Below are 18365 nucleotides of genomic sequence, written 5' to 3'. Positions count from 1 at the left end.
CCTGTCCTTTTTTGTTTGTCCTCAAAAATCAGCTCTTCTATCAGGATCAATTCTATTCCATATGATATCTGTCTCCATAGTCTCCAAATCTACTATCTGGGTACATTGATACGTTTTGTACCACGCTTTGATGTTGGGCGTCATGCTATTGATGAACTTGTCATAGGTCGCCCCTTTAGGTGTCTGCCACGCTTCTGGAAAAGAAAGGTTGATGACTGCCTTTTCTTGCTGCTTAACCACATTATACTTCCCGCTAAGTGTCCCAGCTTCTCCGGATGGCTGAATTTCAAATGCTCCAAATTGAGGCATAGCTTCTTTGATTTCTACGTGGTTAGGAAACGGTGGGTCAAAAACGACTTGCACAGGTTCAGAATCGTGCTTGATCGTCATTTTTTTTAAATGATATAAGCCATTTACTAAGTGATATTCATAAAGATGCGTCTCATCTTCTGCAATACCCGCTTCATCGATTTCTACTTCTTTCAGTGTGTAACGACCCTTTTGGTTAAAGTTCGTAATCACTGTGTTCAAAGAAAATTCTACATAGTACCTCGTTTGAAAGTCTTTTGGGAAAGCAAAAGTATCTAGCGTTTTTTCAATATTATTGATAGATAAAAAAATCTCTGTATCTTTTTTTCGAGCAAAATCAAAATCATATAAGAAAAATAGTGGCATCGAATGCGGTTTTTCTGTGTGATTCCCAACCGAAGGTAACCAAGTCAATGGTTTCGTGTCTTTCTCAATCTGTTCATTGATATAAAGAACAATTCTCCGGTCAAACTTATCCTGAAACACAAAGCCAACATTTAGTTGTCCTTCATCATAATCAAAATATGCTTCATCGAAAGTCGTTCTTACTCTTTCTTTCAGCCCCTTGCCACCAACCGCTAAGGGTTCTTCTTCTTTTGACATTTGCAGATTTGTATCTAAATAAGAATCTCTGTATCCATCTGCTCTCCAGGCCAACACTCTGAATCCTTCTCCATAACCACTACCTTGTAGGTATTGCAATTCGAATGCAACATACTCTTCATCGGGATCTTTATGGAAATGAAACATGGCCATCTTTTTGATTGGTGAAAGTTTAAATCTGAACGGGACATATGCTCTACCTTTTTCCATAGCACTCACCTTTCATCTACATTTCTATCCAAGAAATGGCTAAGCAATCATCTGCTTGATACAGTTATTATACCCTATTTCATTCTGGACACACGACAGATTCCAACTCATCAACTGATCTTCTTTACTATAAACAAAAAGTCGTACCGGTAAAGTACGACTTTTAAATGATGCACTTATTGAATTTCAGTTACTTGATAAGTTGTAGCTGAAAGAGACTCTTGCGTGCGGTCTTTAGACAAGGCCTCTTGACTTTCAACGTAGGCAACTTGCTTTTCGAGGTCAACAGTAACCGTGTCTACTGTAGCAATTGACTCCAGATTTTTATGAACATTTCTGGCGCATCCTTCACATTTCATACCCGTTATATTAAGTGTTTGTCTCATCTTTTTTCCTCCTAAGATTCAATTGCTTGATGATGCGGTTTAAATCTTTTTAATCTTAAAGCATTGAGTAAGACGGATACAGAACTGAAACTCATGGCTACTGCAGCGAGTGCTGGGTTCAGTAATGGTCCACCAAATACAAACAATAATCCCATCGCAACAGGGATACCCACCAAGTTATAAGCAAATGCCCAGAAGAGATTTTGCTTAATGTTTTTCAGTGTAGCTTGACTTAAATCCAGTGCAGTGACGACTTCATTCATATCGCTTCTCATTAACACGATGTCAGCAGATTCGACTGCAACATCGGTTCCAGATCCAATTGCCATACCGATTGTAGCTTGTACGAGCGCAGGCGCATCATTGATTCCATCTCCTACCATGGCTACTTTTCTACCTTCTTCTTGAAGTTTTTTGACTTCTTTTGCTTTATCTTCCGGCAATACTTCGCTTAATACGTTATCAATCCCCGCTTGCTGAGCAATGGCTTTTGCCGTACGTGTATTATCTCCAGTGATCATCACAACTTGGATACCTTTATCCTGTAAACTTCGAACCGTGTCTTTACTGTTTTCTTTGAGTGTATCGGCTACAGCAATCACACCTTGTAGTTGACCATCCATCGCAAGGAACATCGGCGTTTTACCTTCATCAGCCATTTGATCTGCTTTAGATTCAAGCTGGCTGATCGTGACTCCCTGTTCGTTCATCAGTCTTCGATTGCCGAAATAAATCGTAGAATCTTCTAAACGTCCTGTGATACCGTGACCAGCGATTGCCTCAAATGACTCAATCTCAATTAATTGAACGGTCTTTTGCTGAGCTTCTTTTACAATGGCTTCTCCAAGTGCGTGCTCACTCCCTTGTTCCATTGATGCTGCTAGTTGCAATAAGGTTTCTTCCGTTAACTTGCCTTTTTCTGATACGACAATATCTGTTACAACAGGTTCACCTTGAGTCAATGTGCCTGTTTTATCAAAAACAACGGTATCTATACTATGCATGGTTTCTAGAGCATCTCCACTTTTGATCAATACTCCGTGTTCTGCCCCTTTTCCAGTGCCCACCATAATGGCAGTAGGTGTTGCCAGTCCCAGTGCACATGGACACGCAATGACCAATACTGAAATCAAAATAGTCAGTGAGAATAAAGGGGATTGACCTGCTATCAGCCAGACCAGACCAGACAAGATTGCGAGACCGATGACGATCGGGACAAAATATCCTGTAATAATATCTGCTAGTTTAGCAATTGGTGCTTTAGATCCTTGTGCTTCTTCTACCAATTGAATGATTTGAGCTAATGTAGTGTCTTTTCCGACTTTTGTTGCTCGGTAATCTACACTACCATTTTTATTTAAGCTCGCTCCAATCAGTGTATCTCCTACCTGTTTTTCTACGGGTAAACTTTCTCCTGTTAACATCGATTCATCAACCGTTGTCTGTCCTTTGATCGCTACACCATCTACTGGGAACTTTTCTCCTGGACGAACCCTTACGATATCTCCCGCTGTAACCTCTTCAAGCTTAACTTCTTCTTCTACACCGTTGTGTACGATGCGAGCTGTGTCAGGAGCTAGATCCATCAGTTTTTGAATCGCTTCTGACATTCTCCCTTTAGACCGCTCTTCCAGATATTTACCGAGCGTATGGAAAGCGAGTATCACAGCGGATGTTTCATAGTAAAGCATCATTGCAAGATCCGCTCCTTGAAACACGATTGCCATTGTTGCACCCAAGCTGTAAACAAAAGCTGCTGCAGTTCCTAAAGAAATCAATGAATTCATATTTGGATGACCTTTTCTCAAGGTCTTGAATCCTTGCTTGAAATAAGGAATACCACTCCACATGACCGGTAAGGTGAGCACGAGTTGCGCTAGTGTATAGGTCACGGGATGCATCATAGGATCAAGAAATTCCGGCAACCATAAACCCATCATATGTCCCATAGAAATATAGAGTAACGGAACTGTGAAAATTGCTGATAAGATTGCTCGATTGCGGTAGCGTTGTTCACTAGTCTCTTTTTCCTCTACAGGTTCTGTCAAAACAGAGTCCTTTGTCGGTTCCTGTTCCAATATAGCTTCATAGCCTGCTTGATGAACTGCATCCGTTACCTGACGAGTAGAAATCTCAAGAGGATTATAAGTCACTGTCATTTTTTCAGTCGCTAAATTAACTGACGCTTTTTCAATTCCATTTAAATGCGCCGTCGTTTTTTCTACAGTAGCTGCACAAGATGCGCAAGTCATCCCTTCTATTGAAAACAACGTAGTTTTGAATTCAGGTAACCTGACTGCATATCCGGCTGCATCAATGTCTTTTTGTAATCTTTCTGGTTCAAATGTTTCATCGACTACTTTTACTTGAAGCTTTTCAGTCGCTAGATTAACTGTGGCCTGTTCAACACCTGGTACATTACCAGCTGTTTTTTCTACAGTGGATGCACAAGATGCGCAAGTCATCCCTTCTATTGGATAAGTTCTAGTGTCCACAATGTATCTCTCCTTCCTGTTTGCACTCGCACTGGCCTGCTGTACATTGACAAGAGACCGTTTCTGGAGCAATTCGTTTTTTTTCACTTAATAATTGCTCAAGCTGCTCGATATCTTCTAAACTTAAAGTTGTTTCTTCTATCATTTGATAAAGAACGTTTCCTCTCTTTTTTGTACAGACTTGCTGCAATAATGCCTGACTCGATTCTTGAAGACTCTCCTGTTCCGTGATGAGAGCCGAGTATTTGAATTTCCGTCCTTCTTCTGTCGCTTTCAGGTGATTTTTTTTAACTAAGCGTCCAATGAGCGTTTTTGTCGTTGCTGCTTTCCAGCTCATTTTCTCTTCTAAAATTGTGCTGATATATTTACTGGTCGTACTGTTATTTGCCCAGACAACCTTCATAACTTCTCTTTCAGAAGTGGTCATTTGATTCTCTTTCATCGCTATTCCTCATTTCATTCGATTTTTCGTTTACAGTTGTAATCTATTATTTGATTTTAGTTTACAACTGTAAACTTAATATGTCAAGTCAGTTTACTCTATTCGTAAAAAAAGACTTAAAGCAAATTTCGCTTCAAGTCTTTTGAAATAAATTTATTCTACTTCCTGCCATTTTGGAGGATTGTTTTTGACTTCTGTAATTCGGAACTCACCTGTTCCAGCACTTTCCTTTAAATTATCTAAAGCATCAATATCATTGAAGTGCCACCATTCAGAAGCGAGCGGTGTAAAACCAGCTTCTGTCATATAGTTTTGCATTCTCAGAGCCGGTTCCGTGACCGCATTACTCAACTCCATATTTCTCCAGCCCTGTTGATCTCTTGCCGCGATTGGCTCTGTAAACATAGCAGAAGCCGTGCTTAATTCATGGAATGGTGTCTGCATCTGATATTCTGTGTAATTTAAAATTTCCGGAACGTAATAATCTCCAACAATCTGTTCAGACAGCTCATCGATTTTTACTAAGGTTAAATCAATTGCCAGTCCTCGCTGATGATTAGACACACTTGTGTTAATGAACCAAGTCATACTCCAAGGTTCTGCTGTGATGCCTTTTTTAACCTCAGCGTTCGTATCTGCAAGTCTATTCAATGCATCGTTAACGAGTAACTGTACATCTCTTGGACGAAAAGTTTCATATACCTTCAAAGACTCTCCGTTTTGTAAAGCGATCCGCTGCGCTTCCTGAACCTTTCTTGCCGTTTGATAAAGAATCGGCATAATAAAGGTTTCTTCACTCAAGCGTTCGTTGTACCCCCGCATATCGTAAAGAGACTGACCTGTCAATTCAGGTATCGGTACAAATGAAGATGTAAATTTTGCATCGTAACTGTTCGAGTGATCATAAATGATAGATGGAATGATATCCGGTAAATTGATCATAGCGTATCGATGTTCCAACCATCCCGTTTCTCCAGAGATTGTTCGGATTTGCCACCAATCGTTCAGCTCATTTTCGATTGAAAATGCTGTCCCTGCAGCTAACTCAGTAGTCTTTGGTGCTCCTACCGAAGGCTGTTCATGAAGATTTTGTTTAATAGACGTATACCCGCCGGCTCCAACAATAGGCAACTCAAACGGTCCTACCTCATTCCAGATTGGCAATTCTACTTCAGGTTCTTTAGGTTCTTCCACTGGTTCTGGGTCGGGTTCATTTGTTTCTGCCGGTAGTTCTGTAGAAGGCTGCTGATTCGTGTCTGTGGTCTCTTCACTCGAACGACTTTGATTTGTTCTCACGTCTTGCACTATAAATACTAATAAAAGAACCAGTATAATGCTTAAAACCGCAATAATAGCAGGTTTTTTATCCTTCAAATAATCGACTCCTTCCTTAAATAGCTAACGTTCATTTAGTTTGATTTGTTTTAAGTATACCTTCTTATTCTATCATATAAATAACATGCTTAATAGAATGAACAGCACTAAGTGAACTGGATAAAACCAATAGAATGCCCATTTATAGAAAGGATTTCTCTTTCCCGGTTTTCCATTATATAAATAAAAGAATAGAATAGCCATCAAAAATCCGAAACGGTAGGTTACAAAAGTGCCCATGCTAAACAAACCCGGAACAGCGTAAAACATTAAGCCAATCAACGTATACGCCAGCATTTTTTTATTGAATTGTTCTCTAAATACTCCAAAACTAACAATCCATAGAACTGCTATGTAATGCCAGTTCGCTGGATACGCTGCTAAGCAGCATAGTAGTACAACACCTACTTTAACTAGTACATGCATCTGCTTATGTTTTGCAGCTGTCAAAGCAACCAGTCCTAAGGTGAGTGACCACATGACGCTTGTTGCCATCCACCAGTTAAGGTTAAATAATATTACATAGGGGATGTGAGAAATGAGTGCAAAAAGAAATAACCTTTTAGTATAAGACCGTTTATCAGAAGTATAGTGATAGCCTTCTGCTATGAGATAGCAAATCAACGGGGCAGCCAACCTGCCAAAAAAATGAACGATCCACCTTAGAGGTGTGTCTCCCGGATCAAATACCTGCAGTGAATGATCGAAAAACATCGCTGTTACTGCAACTAGCTTCAATACATTTGCATTGAGACCTATTTTAACTCGATCGAGTTTTTCTAAATTGTGCTCCATAAGTCCTCCATTACAGAATCATCTGTCTCTTATATTGTCTTAATGTTTATAGCATTAAGCGTTTCTTTTAAATAGCTTGCTAGCTCTAGCATCGCAAATTTTTGAGCTTTTCTTTCAGCATCAGGATTGTAATTTGTATTTGTGTTCACGTCATAAGTATACAATTTGCCACTACGGTTTCTAATAAACTCGATTGCAGCAACTTGTATATGACTTTGTAACAGAAACTGCCGATAGGTTTCAATTTCCGTATCAGTCAACAAGGAGTCTTTGATTTCAAATTTTGGAGACGGATCTGTTTGTTTGACTTCGGATTGTTCTGTTCCCGGTATTTGACAGTTATCTGCTGGACAAAGTTCGAACTCACCATTGGAGTCGACTTCAACGGTATAGAAAAAGGTCTCTCCAATAAATTCAGCGCGTACAATACTACCGGTATCTGACTGGATATACTGCTGAATCAGACTGATTCCATCGATAGAGTCTTCAAATTCTGATCCATTGACATAATTTTCTAGTTCATCCATCGTAAAAATAAGTTTAACACCTAATCCTTTGCCGGCACGGTTATGTTTAATAATAAAAGGCCACTCATTCAACTGTTCTGCAGCTTTCAGAATTTGTGTTTTCCCGACTGCTCCAATCGTTTTCGGAGTTTCTATTCCCGCGTTGTTCAAAGCAATATATTGTTTTAGTTTGCTGACTTCCAGTTGTATCGCGTCAGTCCCGTTAATCACTTTCCGCCCGTGTGCTTCTAGCCAGCTCAAGACATGATCGGTTAATTCTGGTGCGAAGCGGTGGTCTCGAGTATGTGAAGAAGCGCTCATCCGATTATAGAAAACGCCTTCTGGTGGTACTTTTGAAAGATTTACTAATCCCTCTGAAAGGTCCCATTCTTCATAAGGAACCGCGAGCTCCTCTAACCGTTCAATCAAATGTTTTGTCCAGTCCATATTCTCGTGTAAAATATATACTTTACTCATCGTTTCTCCCCTTACTACTTTAAAATTTCTCCATTGAATACTTTCCATCATACTATTATTCACATCTCTATTCTATCTTCTGATCCTTTTGTGATATAAATGAAATGTTTGAAGCTTGTCAGCTGGCAGTAGATAAAAAGACAGATTTTTTACTGAACATACAGTAAAAAACCTGTCTTTAATTTGTAGGATTTGTTAGGCTTTGTGCCAAGACTTGCATAGGGTCAACTAACGGAATTTCAATGTCTTCTTGTTTTAAGGCTAGTTCAATTTCTGTACAGCCCGATACAATGACGTCTACTCCGGCATCAATGAGCTCTAAAGCCGCTTCTTGAAGTAAGCGTTTAGGCGCAATACCTGTATTGCCTTGTTTAATACCTTCCGGACCATAAATCGCCTCCATGACTTTGCTTTCTTGTGACTGTTCACTCGGATAGCAAATATCGAAGGGAAGATTTTTTTGAAAAAGTCCCATTTTACGTGTACCGGTCGTACATAGTATGCCCACTTTTCGGACATCGAATCCATCCGTTTTCAAATACTGTTCGAGTGCTTCAAACACATTGGCGATCGGCGTTTTAACTTCTTTTTGAACTTCTGCTAAAAAATAATTGGACGTGATACAAGGTACAGCAATGACGTCTGCGCCAGCTCTTTCAACATTTTTCGCCGTTTCAATCAGTGCCGATAAGGGACTTTCTCCCTCGCCAAGAATCGCTTTCGTCCTGTCTGGAATTTTCGGGTTGTTGTCGATCACGATTCGGTAGTGATCCTGATCTTTTTTTGCCTCAGTAGATCGAATCAGTTTATAGAAAAAACTAGCCGTTGCTTCCGGCCCCATTCCGCCGACAACACCAATTACTTTCTGGTGGTGATTCACTTTACATCATCCTCAGTTAAAAATGATTCATCAATACCCGCTACTCTATCTTCAAGTGGCGCTAAAATCGTTTCAGCATTCAGCGATGGATTCATTTCAACAATTTGATTTAAAATATATTTAGCACCGAAGTCCATTCCTTGAGCTCCACCAATGACGATTAAGTCTCCTGGCTCTACTTGATCCAAACTCGATTGCAGGGCATCCGGCATTTCGTGGTGCAATTCTACTTCTACACCCACATCTTTCATTGTTTTCTCAAAAGCTGCTAGTTCTTCTGGGGTAACGATATCTTTATCTGTAACATGAGATTCACTTAAAGACACAATGACTTTTTTCAGCCCAAGTTCTGGCACCCATTTCGCAAGCGTCTCTGCATTCTCAAGGTTTGTTGTAACGCCTCGACTTCCACGAATAGCATAGACAAGGTGTAAGTTGTTATAATCCATTTTTGTTAATGTTTCCAGCGTTACGTTAATATTCCCTGCATTTGCGAAGTGGTCATCTACGACTTTGAATTCTTCTTCATAAATAAACTGGAATCTTCTTTCAACACCTTTGAAATTCTTAATTCCCGACTGAATGGTTTCGATTGAAATACCGCTAATCAAACCGATTGCGATAGCCGTTAAGGCATTATAAACAGAATGATACCCTGCCACTGATAGACTAATATCAAAACGCGCTTTTTCCACTTGATTTCCATCAACCGTCATAAATGGACGTTTGATTTCGACAGTAAAGTTACCACGACCTGTAGAAAGATCAATATTTGAGCAATGTAAATGACCTTCTTCACTTTCGATACCGTAAGTCACGGTAGACGCTTTAGTTTCATCGACTAAAGAAGCTGAATACTTGTCATCTAGATTTAAAACTGCAAACTCTTTTTCTGTTGCGTCTCGAATCAAGCTGGCTTTTGCATTGTAGTATTCTTCAAAAGATCCATGAAGGTCAATATGCTCTCTGCTGATATTGTTTAAAGCGACAATATTGAAGTCTACACTGCCTACTCGAGCTAAGTCCAAGGCAGAAGAGGATACTTCCATAGTGACATGAGAAATCTCTTCATCTCTCATTCTTGCAAAATATTCATGTAAATCCAATGACTCGGGAGTTGTCAATATACTCGGGATCAACGTATCTCCGAATTTGACCATAACGGTACCCATTAGTCCTGTCTTCCAGTTGTTTTCTTCTAGTATGGCATTTGTCATAAAAGAAGTAGATGTTTTACCATTTGTTGCCGTTATACCGATAAGGTTCAGATCTTTAGAAGGGTGTCCATAGTACTGATCTCCTAAAGCCGCAAGTGCCTGACGTGAATCTTCAACCAAGTACTGTGCTACAGTGAGTCCCGGAATAAACTCTTCGACTACAAGAGCCGTTGCGCCTTGTTCAACTGCCTGCTTGGCATATTGATGTCCATCCGTTTTATATCCTCTTATACAAACAAATAATGTATCCTGTTTGACCTTACCAGAATGGTAAGCCACTTCAGAAATCATTTGTTCTTTGTGATTTTTGGATTCTTTTACTTTTATCGCGTCAAGTAATTCTGCTATTTGAATCATTAGTCGTTTCTCCTTTATCGATTAACCTTTTGATTTAACCGTTTCTTCTGGTCACTTTTCCAGCTACTCGTTTGACAAATTTACCGATGAACTGGATCCCCGGCTGAGGATCATCTTTTGCCCATACTGCACCTGTCTTGCTCGCTTTATAAGACTTAAGGATCTGACTCCAGGTTAAATCTCCGGCTTTGACATAAGCTCTTGAAGCATGTAAGTCTTCATACATGTAATGGAATACTTGTCCTGTATCCTCTTTAATGACTCTGGTACCAATTGGCTGACCAGTTAATTCTTTGTAAGCAATCAAGGGCATGTTTAGTCCAACGTCTGCAATCATTTGGTTGAAGTTTGTTGTCCGAACATTGATCTCGATCAGATAATAGTCACCTGTATTGGCATCTTTTTTAAATTCAATTTCGGCGAAGCCTTTGTAACCAATCGCTTCAAGGAAAGGTGCACCGATATCAAACAGTTCAGGAACATAGCGCTGTTTTGTGTAAACAGAAGCGCCAAAGTGAATTGGATATTGACGGTGTTTCTGTGCTGTCATCCAATGGGTTACTTCAGAATTCTGGTTCAAGTAAGCATCAAATGTATACATGTGGTCATCAAACCCTTGCACCAGTTGTTGCACAACAACTTCAATATCTGCATCCGCTGCTTTTTTCAAAGCCTCTTCTAGTTCTGTACGATTCTGTACTTTAAACAGTTTTCTACGGAATTTCGCTACGAATTTCGTTGAATCTGCCGGTTTAACAAGACAGGGATAACCAAGCTCGCTCTCAACTGTTTCGATCAAATCTGAACGCGATGTCTGAATAGATTTTGGCATTCTGACATTGTGCTGCTCTGCTATTTCGTAGAGATCATCTTTGTCGATCAATTTTGTCCATAAGCCTTTTTCTTTTTGCGTAATCAGGTAATACTCACCTAATTCATCTAGATACGCATCAATAAATTCTACATATGGATCCGCCGTCGGATATAAGACAGGCTTCTTATCCTGTTTTTTAGCATATTCTATTAAAAAATCTTTTAATGCTTCTGGTTCTTCTTTGTAATTTGGTCCAATCAATTCTTCTGATAAATATTTTGAATGAAGTCCATACGCGCCGTCTCTTTTATACTCTACAGCTACGACTGGTATACCTACACGACCAAGGCAACGAATGATACTTAATCCTATATAATAGTTTGCGCCGAGTACGACTGCTTTGTGCTGTTCTGTCATTTTAAATTCCTTCTCTTTCTCTTATGAGCGTTCGTCTTTTATAATTATTGTGCATCGTTCTCCTGTGAACATCTAGAAAACTTTAAGTTTCTATTCACTGATAACTAGGATCGACACATGTCCACTTATTATACATCATATTGTATGTTTTTTGTAGAATTACCAGTTGTTTAACTGAATTGAAATCTTAAAATTAACTTAACCTATTTTCACTCACTGACAGCAAAGTTGATGTATGGCTTCAGCGTAGATTTCCATTGCGAGATAGAACTCTTTTAAGATGATACCTTCATTTTCTTGGTGAGCCAGACTTGGACTTCCAGGGAAGTGTGCACCGAACGCGACCATGTTTGGCATGGATCTGGCGTACGTTGCGCCACCAGAAGTTAATGGTTCTTGCATGTCACCCGTTTTGTCTCTATAAATTGTCATTAATGTTTCTACAAGCGGGCTATCTTTTGGCACATATAGAGACGGTAAAGCATCATACATCTGGTAAGTCAGTCCGTATTCGGTTGTGACTTCTTCTAATGTTTTCACTAAATCTTCTTGGTTGTAAGAAACAGGAATTCTCATGTCGACCATGACTTCTGATCTCTGTTTATTGATTTCAAGTGATGCTACGTTGAATGTCAGCTCTCCTGTCATCTCATCTTCGATTTCTCCAAAAATACGATAGCCATTTGTTTCCTGACCAATTTTTTCAGCAATAAAGGATAGCATCGGATGTGACTGAAGTGTCACCAAGCCTTCTACCAACCTTGTAATTGCATTGGCTCCTTCAAAAGCTGTACTGGCATGAACGGCTTTTCCGTAAGTGACTATCTCTTCTTCAGTCTGCTCATAAGGAAAGTTTTGTTGTTTTAGAATTTCAGCTAGCTCCGCTTGTTGTTCTCCTCTATAAGCCGCTACAGCGGGTACCACATTTAGTGCGCCCGAACAATCTAGCTCGATAGTTTCAGATCCGGGACCTGTTAGTTTGAATTGTAGCAAGCCTTTTTCAGCATAGGTTAGGGGAAAAGCACTGTCTGGGACAAAGCCCATATCCGGCATTTTTTCATGTTGCTTATAAGCTTCCATACAACGCCATAGGTTTTCTTCATCTGTACCAAAGACAAACCTGATCTTACGATTAAAGGGTACGCCTGCATCGACTAATGCTTTGAAAGCGTAAAGTGCAGAGATGGTTGGACCTTTATCATCTTGCGTTCCTCTTCCATAAATTACACCTGCTTTTTCTGTAGCATCAAAAGGATCTGTTTCCCATTTCGAGCGATCACCTTCAGGCACGACATCTAAGTGGCATAATATTCCGACAGTCTCTTCTCCATTACCGTAATCTGCATAGCCATAGTATCCGTTTGGATCACAAAAGGTTTCCATACCAAGTGTTTTGCATAAAGCCAGTGCCTCTTTCAACACCTGATCAATGCCTTCTCCAAAAGGTTTGCTCGGTTTACTTGAATCTGCCGGCTCTAAGTAAGATGGAATATCGACGAGCCTTTTTAACGCAACAAGACTTTCTTTTTTTATCTGTTCTGTAATATATTTTGTCATGTAGGTACTCCCTATTCTTTATTGAATGAAAAAGATGCGATTCATTCAATCTTTTAGTTAAGTTCACGTTACTAGATTATGTAAAAAAGTCAAGCAAACGTATAGAGCTCTTCGTCATCTTTCAAATTAAAATAAAAATCGCCTCTCTGATTAGGAGAGACGATTCATTTTTATTTTAATTTATGCTAATTCTTTTGCTGAAATTTCTTTGTTTGTATCTTCAACTCTTGGCTTCCATAGCCCTAAGATTACTGTAGAAACTACTGTACCAATCAGTAATGCTATGAAGAACATAAACGGATTATCTCCTAGTACTAAAGCAACAACAGCTCCTCCGTGTGGTGCTGGCACAGCTGTATTCCATAACTGGCTCAATCCTCCACCGATAGCCGCTCCTACCACAGACGATCCAATAACACGTAGTGGATCAGATGCTGCGAAGGGGATTGCTCCTTCAGTGATAAATGAAAGACCTAATACAAAGTTAGATAAACCAGAACTTCTTTCAAGCTCAGTAAATTTATTGCTGAAAATGATTGTTGCAAGACCAATTGCTAGTGGTGGAATCATTCCACCAATCATAACTGCAGCCATCAAGCTACCATCACCGGTATCTGTAAAGATTCCGATTGAGAACGCGTAAGCTGCTTTGTTGAAAGGACCACCCATATCAATCGCCATCATACCACCCAATACAGCTCCAAGTAGTACTGCGTTACCAGTTCCTAAGTTGTTTAAGAAACTAATCATTGTTGTGTTAATGGTTGTAAAGATTGGAATGATTAGCACCATGACAATTCCGGCTACCAATAGACCCAATACTGGATATAAAAGAATCGTTTTTAACCCAGCGAATGCTTGCGGTACACCGCGTAACATTTTTTTCACGAGGTTCATGAGATAACCAGCTAAGAAACCACCAATTAGTCCTCCTAAGAATCCCGCTTCACCTTGTACAGCCATATATCCTGCTGCCATACCCGGAAGTAGTCCCGGACGATCCGCAATACTATAAGCAATGTAACCTGCTAGAATCGGGATAAGGAATTGAAATGCTGAACTACCAATCGTGTTCAATGATGTAACCACAATATTACCTTCATCAAAGAAAGGCTCTAATGCGAATGATAACGCTAGAATAATTCCGCCACCAACAACAAATGGTAACATGTGAGAAATACCGTTCATCAAATCTTTATACAAAGTATTCCAAACGCTTCCGCCTTCTTCATCTTCGTATTTCTCGCTAGAACCTTCACTGTCAACATTTAATATAGGCGCTTGCTGGTTCATTGCTTTAGTAATCAATTCTTCTGATTTGTTGATACCCTCAGCGACTGGACGTTGTAATACATGTTTACCATTAAAACGAGCCAGTTCCACTTTTTTACTTGCTGCAATAATGACACCATCAGCGCGACGAATCTCATCTTCAGTCAAGACGTTTTTTGCACCGTCTGAACCATTCGTTTCAACACGAATCGTTACACCCATTTCGTTTGCTTTACGTTTCAAAGCATCTTCAGCCATATAAGTGTGTGCAATCCCTGTAGGGCAAGCTGTTACAGCTACGACAAATTTTTCTTTTCCTGAAACATTTTCCGTGTCAGGTTTAACTTCATTGGTTTCTTGTTCAGAGTCCGCAAAGACTGCTTGGACATCTTCTGGTGTTTCTGCCTGACGTAAATGCTCTAAGACTTCTGGGTTTACCAATTTACGAGAAAGAGAAGCCAGTACTTGCAAGTGTAAATCATTTCCGCCTTCTGGTGCAGCGATCATGAACAAGAAGTGCGTTGGTTGTCCATCAAGTGATTCGTAATCCACACCGTTAGTTGATTTAGCGAACAATACAGCAGGATTTTTAACTGCAGGGTTTTTAGAATGAGGCATTGCAATTCCATCACCTAGGCCTGTTGAAGTCTGTGCTTCACGTTTCATAATGCCTTCTTTATAAGTTGCAACGTCAGAGATGACATCTTTCTCAGCTAAGCGTGCAATCATTTCGTCGATTACAGCTTCTTTTTCAGTTGCTTGAAGATCAAGTATCATCAAATCTTTTCTTAATAAGTCGTTGATTTGCATTTATTTTTCCTCCAGTTCATTAATTTCGATTTGTGGGAGTAAAGCTTCTATTTTGTCTATCGTTGCTAAGTCTTCTTCAAAAGCTGTTGCACTACCGCAAGCAATACCATATTTAAATGCTTCTAATGAGTCATTCGTTTTTGCAAATATCCCTGTGAAGCCAGCTACCATTGAGTCACCTGAACCGACAGAATTTTTCAAATTCCCTTTTGGCGCTTTTCCATGGTACACACCCGTTTCAGTAAATAGCATAGCGCCTTTTTCTGCCATTGAAATAATGACGTTCTGCGCGCCTTCTTCTACTAACTTTTTGCCGTAGAAAATCATATCTGCTTCATTCTCAATTGATACACCGTATAACTCTTCAAGCTCGTGATTATTCGGTTTGATCATAAGTGGTTTTGAAGCAAGAGAATCTTGGAGTTCTTTCCCTGTTGTATCTACAACAAATTGCGTACCAGATTGTACCAGTTTCTCTATAATTTCCTGGTAATAACTTTCTGATAGACCTGCTGGTTTACTACCAGACAAAACAACAACATCATTTTTTGTCAATTCAGACAGCTGATTAATCAGTTCTTCTGCTTTTATACTTGAAATGTGTGGTCCAGGACCGTTGATTTCTGTTTCATTACTACTTTTAACTTTCACATTAATTCTTGTATCTTCATCTACTTGAACAAAATCTGTCTGGATCATTTCTTTTTCCAAAGCATCTTCGATAAATTTCCCAGTGAATCCGCCAATAAATCCTAATGCTTTATTCTCTATAGATAACTGCGATAAAATTCTGGAAACATTGATGCCTTTTCCACCAGGGAATTTACGGTCTTTTTGAATACGATTTACAGCACCAGGCTGAACCTCTCCGTTCATATAGACAACATAATCAATGGATGGATTTAATGTAACTGTATAAATCACTTGGTATTCTCCTCTACTACTCGTGTCATTTTCACGAGTTCCCTATTTTCCTCTGACAATTGAGTTGTAATGATCGTACAATCTTCAATGTCACTTACTTTAACGAAACTGACCTTATTGAACTTAGATTCATCGACCAAAACATACGCTTCGTCCGTCTGAGAGATGGCAACCTTCTTCATAGAAGCTTCTTCCAAATCCGGAGTCGTATAACCGACTTCCTTGTCAATGGAATTCATACCTAGAAAGGCTCTACTAAAACGATAGTTCTTCATTTGTTCCTGTGCGAGTGTTCCAATAATAGCTTTCGTATTCTGCTTGATTTTACCACCGAGTAAAATCGTCTCGATTTTGAGATCAGTCAGTAATGAAGCATGTGGCACACCATTCGTGACTACAGTTATTTCTTTGTTCTTGAGAAAGGGGATCATTTCATAAGTCGTTGTTCCAGCATCAAGATAGATTACTTCATTATCTTGTACAATATCAGCTGCTCTTTTCGCGATCAACTGCTTACCTTGAACGTTTTTGACTGTTTTCTCTTCCATTGTATCTTCTGTAGAAACTGCGACTCTTCTTTTGGCTCCTCCATGAATACGGATCAGCTTCCCTACCGACTCAAGTTGACTTAAATCTCTTCTGATAGTGGATTCCGAATGATTTAGACTGTCCACCAGTTCTTGAACGGTTACGGTATTTTTCTGATTGATTTGTCTAATGATATAAGCGTGTCGTTCATCTGTAAGCACTTACTTCACCTCTCACTTCATAATATACCACCCCATACAATCAAAATCAATCATAAATGAGCTTTTTCAGTCATTTCTAACAATTGTCACGTCTTGTTCAATTCTTCTAATTGCTTACTTATTTTTTGTATAGAAAACCTATGATTCTATTGCATTTATCTTGGTTAAAGCTATAATAACTTGGTACTATCTATTATTCTTATTTATAACGGAATTGGACTTATAAAAATAGAAAAAACGATTATTTTGAAGGAGTGTATAAATGAAGAAAGACATGACACAAGGTAGCCCAATGAAATTAATATTGAGCTTCGCGGTGCCTTTGTTGATCGGTAACTTGTTTCAGCAATTTTATAATATGGCGGATTCGTATATCGTTAGTCAAACAGTCGGCGTTGAGGCCTTTTCTGCTATCGGATCAACGACTAGTCTACAGTTTTTAATTATTGGTTTGGCAATCGGTCTAACCGCCGGATTGTCCGTAATCACTGCTCAACGGTTTGGTAAAAAAGACGAGGTAGCGCTTAGAAAAAATCTTGCTGCCAGTGTCGTCATTAGTGGTGTAATTGCCATTATACTGACTGTACTTACAACAACTTTTTCCCGACAGATTCTTACCCTTATGCAGACCCCTGCTGAAACATATGAATATGCTTATGATTACTTAAATATTATTTTCTGGGGTATTGGTGGAACGATTCTCTTCAACTTGCTGGCAAACCTATTGCGTGCTCTTGGAGATAGCAAGACACCTCTATATTTCCTGATCTTAACTTCGATGTTGAATATTGGTCTGGACTACTTATTTATCCTTACTTTTGATATGGGGATTAGAGGAGCGTCAGTCGCAACGGTCATCTCACAAGTTGTTTCAAGTATTTTATGTTTGATCTTTATATGGAAGAAAGTGCCTCTTCTTAGAATTCATAAAGAGGACTGGACATTCAACTGGGCCGAGTACAAAGAACATTTGCGCATTGGACTTCCATACGGGTTTCAATATTCCATTATTGCCATTGGTGCAGTAGCGATTACGATTACATTGAACAAACTAGGAGCAGATGCTGTGGCAGCTTTTACAGCGGCTCAAAAAGTTGATACGGTCGCTATGCTTCCCTTGCAATCATTTGGTGTGACAATGTCCACTTTCGCGGCACAGAATTATGGTGCACGTAAATTCAACCGAATCTGGTATGGTGTAAACCAAGCCATCAAATTAAGTATCACTTATAGCGTTGTGATCGGTGTGGTTCTCCTTTTATGGGGAAGACAAGTTGCTTTGCTCTTTATCGGCTCAGATGCTTCACCTGAAGTGATTGCCATGATTCAACAATTCTTCCTAACAAACGCTACCCTTTATGCCGTTTTATCTTTATTATTCATTTACCGTCATACGCTACAAGGTTTGGGCAACAGTTTTGCACCTACCGTAGCAGGTATCGGTGAACTTGTTGGGCGAGCACTTGCTGCAACCTTGTTATCTATTCCATTCGGATTTTTAGGTGCTGCACTTTCCAATCCACTTGCATGGATTGCTGCGCTAGTCCCATTAGCTATTGCTTATTATTCAACGAGAAGAAGCCTATCCGGTCGTGTTTCACTTTCTACAGATGATATAGAAGAAATCGTTCCTGAATTCGAACCACAAAAAGCTAAATAAATAGTAAACCCATCATTGAAACGTCCCTTTCAGAAATTTGAAAGGGACGTTTTTAGCATTTCCAATTTGGACACTACTGAGATTATGATTGTGAAATCTCAATAAATTCTC

Annotated in this window: 15 protein-coding genes; 1 reads left to right on the top strand and 14 read right to left on the bottom strand. The window is 39.5% G+C overall.

Features of this window, described 5'->3' with window-relative positions:
* Positions 1–21 precede the first annotated feature (21 nt).
* From VXN63_RS10010 to VXN63_RS09945, 14 genes are all read right to left on the bottom strand, one after another.
* Entirely contained in the window at positions 22–1122 is a 1101-nt protein-coding gene (locus VXN63_RS10010; RefSeq protein ID WP_327757922.1) for a hypothetical protein, read from the bottom strand.
* Positions 1123–1298: 176 nt separating this feature from the next.
* The gene (locus tag VXN63_RS10005; protein WP_327757921.1) at positions 1299–1508 is read right to left on the bottom strand and encodes a heavy-metal-associated domain-containing protein; all 210 of its coding nucleotides are present in this window, start codon (positions 1506–1508) and stop codon (positions 1299–1301) included.
* Positions 1509–1519: 11 nt separating this feature from the next.
* A complete protein-coding gene (locus VXN63_RS10000) occupies positions 1520–3973 on the bottom strand; it encodes a heavy metal translocating P-type ATPase (protein WP_442915309.1) in 2454 nt (817 codons plus the stop codon).
* Positions 3974–3992: 19 nt separating this feature from the next.
* Positions 3993–4445, bottom strand: a complete 453-nt coding sequence (locus VXN63_RS09995) for a CopY/TcrY family copper transport repressor (RefSeq protein WP_327757919.1) — start codon at positions 4443–4445, stop codon at positions 3993–3995.
* Between the two features lie 153 nt (positions 4446–4598).
* The gene (locus VXN63_RS09990) at positions 4599–5819 is read right to left on the bottom strand and encodes an SH3 domain-containing protein (RefSeq protein WP_327757918.1); all 1221 of its coding nucleotides are present in this window, start codon (positions 5817–5819) and stop codon (positions 4599–4601) included.
* A gap of 72 nt (positions 5820–5891) precedes the next feature.
* A complete protein-coding gene (locus tag VXN63_RS09985; protein WP_225742734.1) occupies positions 5892–6614 on the bottom strand; it encodes a TraX family protein in 723 nt (240 codons plus the stop codon).
* A 29-nt stretch (positions 6615–6643) separates the two neighbouring features.
* A complete protein-coding gene (locus tag VXN63_RS09980) occupies positions 6644–7597 on the bottom strand; it encodes an ATP-grasp domain-containing protein (RefSeq protein WP_225742735.1) in 954 nt (317 codons plus the stop codon).
* Positions 7598–7775: 178 nt separating this feature from the next.
* On the bottom strand, positions 7776–8477 hold the full coding sequence (locus tag VXN63_RS09975) for an aspartate/glutamate racemase family protein (RefSeq protein WP_225742736.1): 702 nt from the start codon (positions 8475–8477) through the stop codon (positions 7776–7778).
* The gene (locus tag VXN63_RS09970; protein ID WP_327757916.1) at positions 8474–10051 is read right to left on the bottom strand and encodes a Mur ligase family protein; all 1578 of its coding nucleotides are present in this window, start codon (positions 10049–10051) and stop codon (positions 8474–8476) included. The genes VXN63_RS09975 and VXN63_RS09970 overlap by 4 nt, the downstream gene beginning before the upstream one ends.
* Positions 10052–10085: 34 nt before the next feature.
* Positions 10086–11282, bottom strand: coding sequence for a carboxylate--amine ligase (locus VXN63_RS09965; protein WP_327757915.1), 1197 nt, complete (start codon positions 11280–11282; stop codon positions 10086–10088).
* A gap of 213 nt (positions 11283–11495) precedes the next feature.
* Complete coding sequence (locus tag VXN63_RS09960) at positions 11496–12839, bottom strand: M20 family metallopeptidase (protein WP_327757913.1); 1344 nt, start codon at positions 12837–12839, stop codon at positions 11496–11498.
* Positions 12840–13019: 180 nt separating this feature from the next.
* Positions 13020–14921 (bottom strand): PTS fructose transporter subunit IIABC, encoded by a 1902-nt coding sequence (locus VXN63_RS09955; protein WP_327757912.1) that lies wholly within the window; start codon positions 14919–14921, stop codon positions 13020–13022.
* On the bottom strand, positions 14922–15845 hold the full coding sequence (pfkB, locus tag VXN63_RS09950; protein ID WP_327757910.1) for a 1-phosphofructokinase: 924 nt from the start codon (positions 15843–15845) through the stop codon (positions 14922–14924).
* Positions 15842–16594, bottom strand: a complete 753-nt coding sequence (locus tag VXN63_RS09945) for a DeoR/GlpR family DNA-binding transcription regulator (RefSeq protein ID WP_327757909.1) — start codon at positions 16592–16594, stop codon at positions 15842–15844. The genes pfkB and VXN63_RS09945 overlap by 4 nt, the downstream gene beginning before the upstream one ends.
* A 262-nt stretch (positions 16595–16856) precedes the next feature.
* On the opposite strand from VXN63_RS09945, the gene VXN63_RS09940 reads away from it, so the two are divergent.
* Complete coding sequence (locus VXN63_RS09940; protein ID WP_327757907.1) at positions 16857–18254, top strand: MATE family efflux transporter; 1398 nt, start codon at positions 16857–16859, stop codon at positions 18252–18254.
* Positions 18255–18365 lie beyond the last annotated feature (111 nt).

This window comes from Marinilactibacillus sp. XAAS-LB27, assembly GCF_036039175.1.
Classification (GTDB): domain Bacteria; phylum Bacillota; class Bacilli; order Lactobacillales; family Carnobacteriaceae_A; genus Marinilactibacillus.
Note: the sequence above shows the minus strand (reverse complement) of the source record. Positions and strands in the feature narration are given on the sequence as shown.

Excerpts from the sequence above, each read along its gene's own strand:
- VXN63_RS09965 (WP_327757915.1), bottom strand. The coding sequence starts at position 11,282 with ATGACAGAACAGCACAAAGCAGTCGTACTCGGCGCAAACTATTATATA.
- VXN63_RS10005 (WP_327757921.1), bottom strand. The coding sequence starts at position 1,508 with ATGAGACAAACACTTAATATAACGGGTATGAAATGTGAAGGATGCGCC.
- VXN63_RS09960 (WP_327757913.1), bottom strand. The coding sequence starts at position 12,839 with ATGACAAAATATATTACAGAACAGATAAAAAAAGAAAGTCTTGTTGCG.
- VXN63_RS09980 (WP_225742735.1), bottom strand. The coding sequence starts at position 7,597 with ATGAGTAAAGTATATATTTTACACGAGAATATGGACTGGACAAAACAT.
- VXN63_RS09940 (WP_327757907.1), top strand. The coding sequence starts at position 16,857 with ATGAAGAAAGACATGACACAAGGTAGCCCAATGAAATTAATATTGAGC.
- VXN63_RS10000 (WP_442915309.1), bottom strand. The coding sequence starts at position 3,973 with ATGACTTGCGCATCTTGTGCATCCACTGTAGAAAAAACAGCTGGTAAT.
- VXN63_RS09985 (WP_225742734.1), bottom strand. The coding sequence starts at position 6,614 with ATGGAGCACAATTTAGAAAAACTCGATCGAGTTAAAATAGGTCTCAAT.
- VXN63_RS09970 (WP_327757916.1), bottom strand. The coding sequence starts at position 10,051 with ATGATTCAAATAGCAGAATTACTTGACGCGATAAAAGTAAAAGAATCC.
- VXN63_RS09995 (WP_327757919.1), bottom strand. The coding sequence starts at position 4,445 with ATGAAAGAGAATCAAATGACCACTTCTGAAAGAGAAGTTATGAAGGTT.
- VXN63_RS09955 (WP_327757912.1), bottom strand. The coding sequence starts at position 14,921 with ATGCAAATCAACGACTTATTAAGAAAAGATTTGATGATACTTGATCTT.
- VXN63_RS10010 (WP_327757922.1), bottom strand. The coding sequence starts at position 1,122 with ATGGAAAAAGGTAGAGCATATGTCCCGTTCAGATTTAAACTTTCACCA.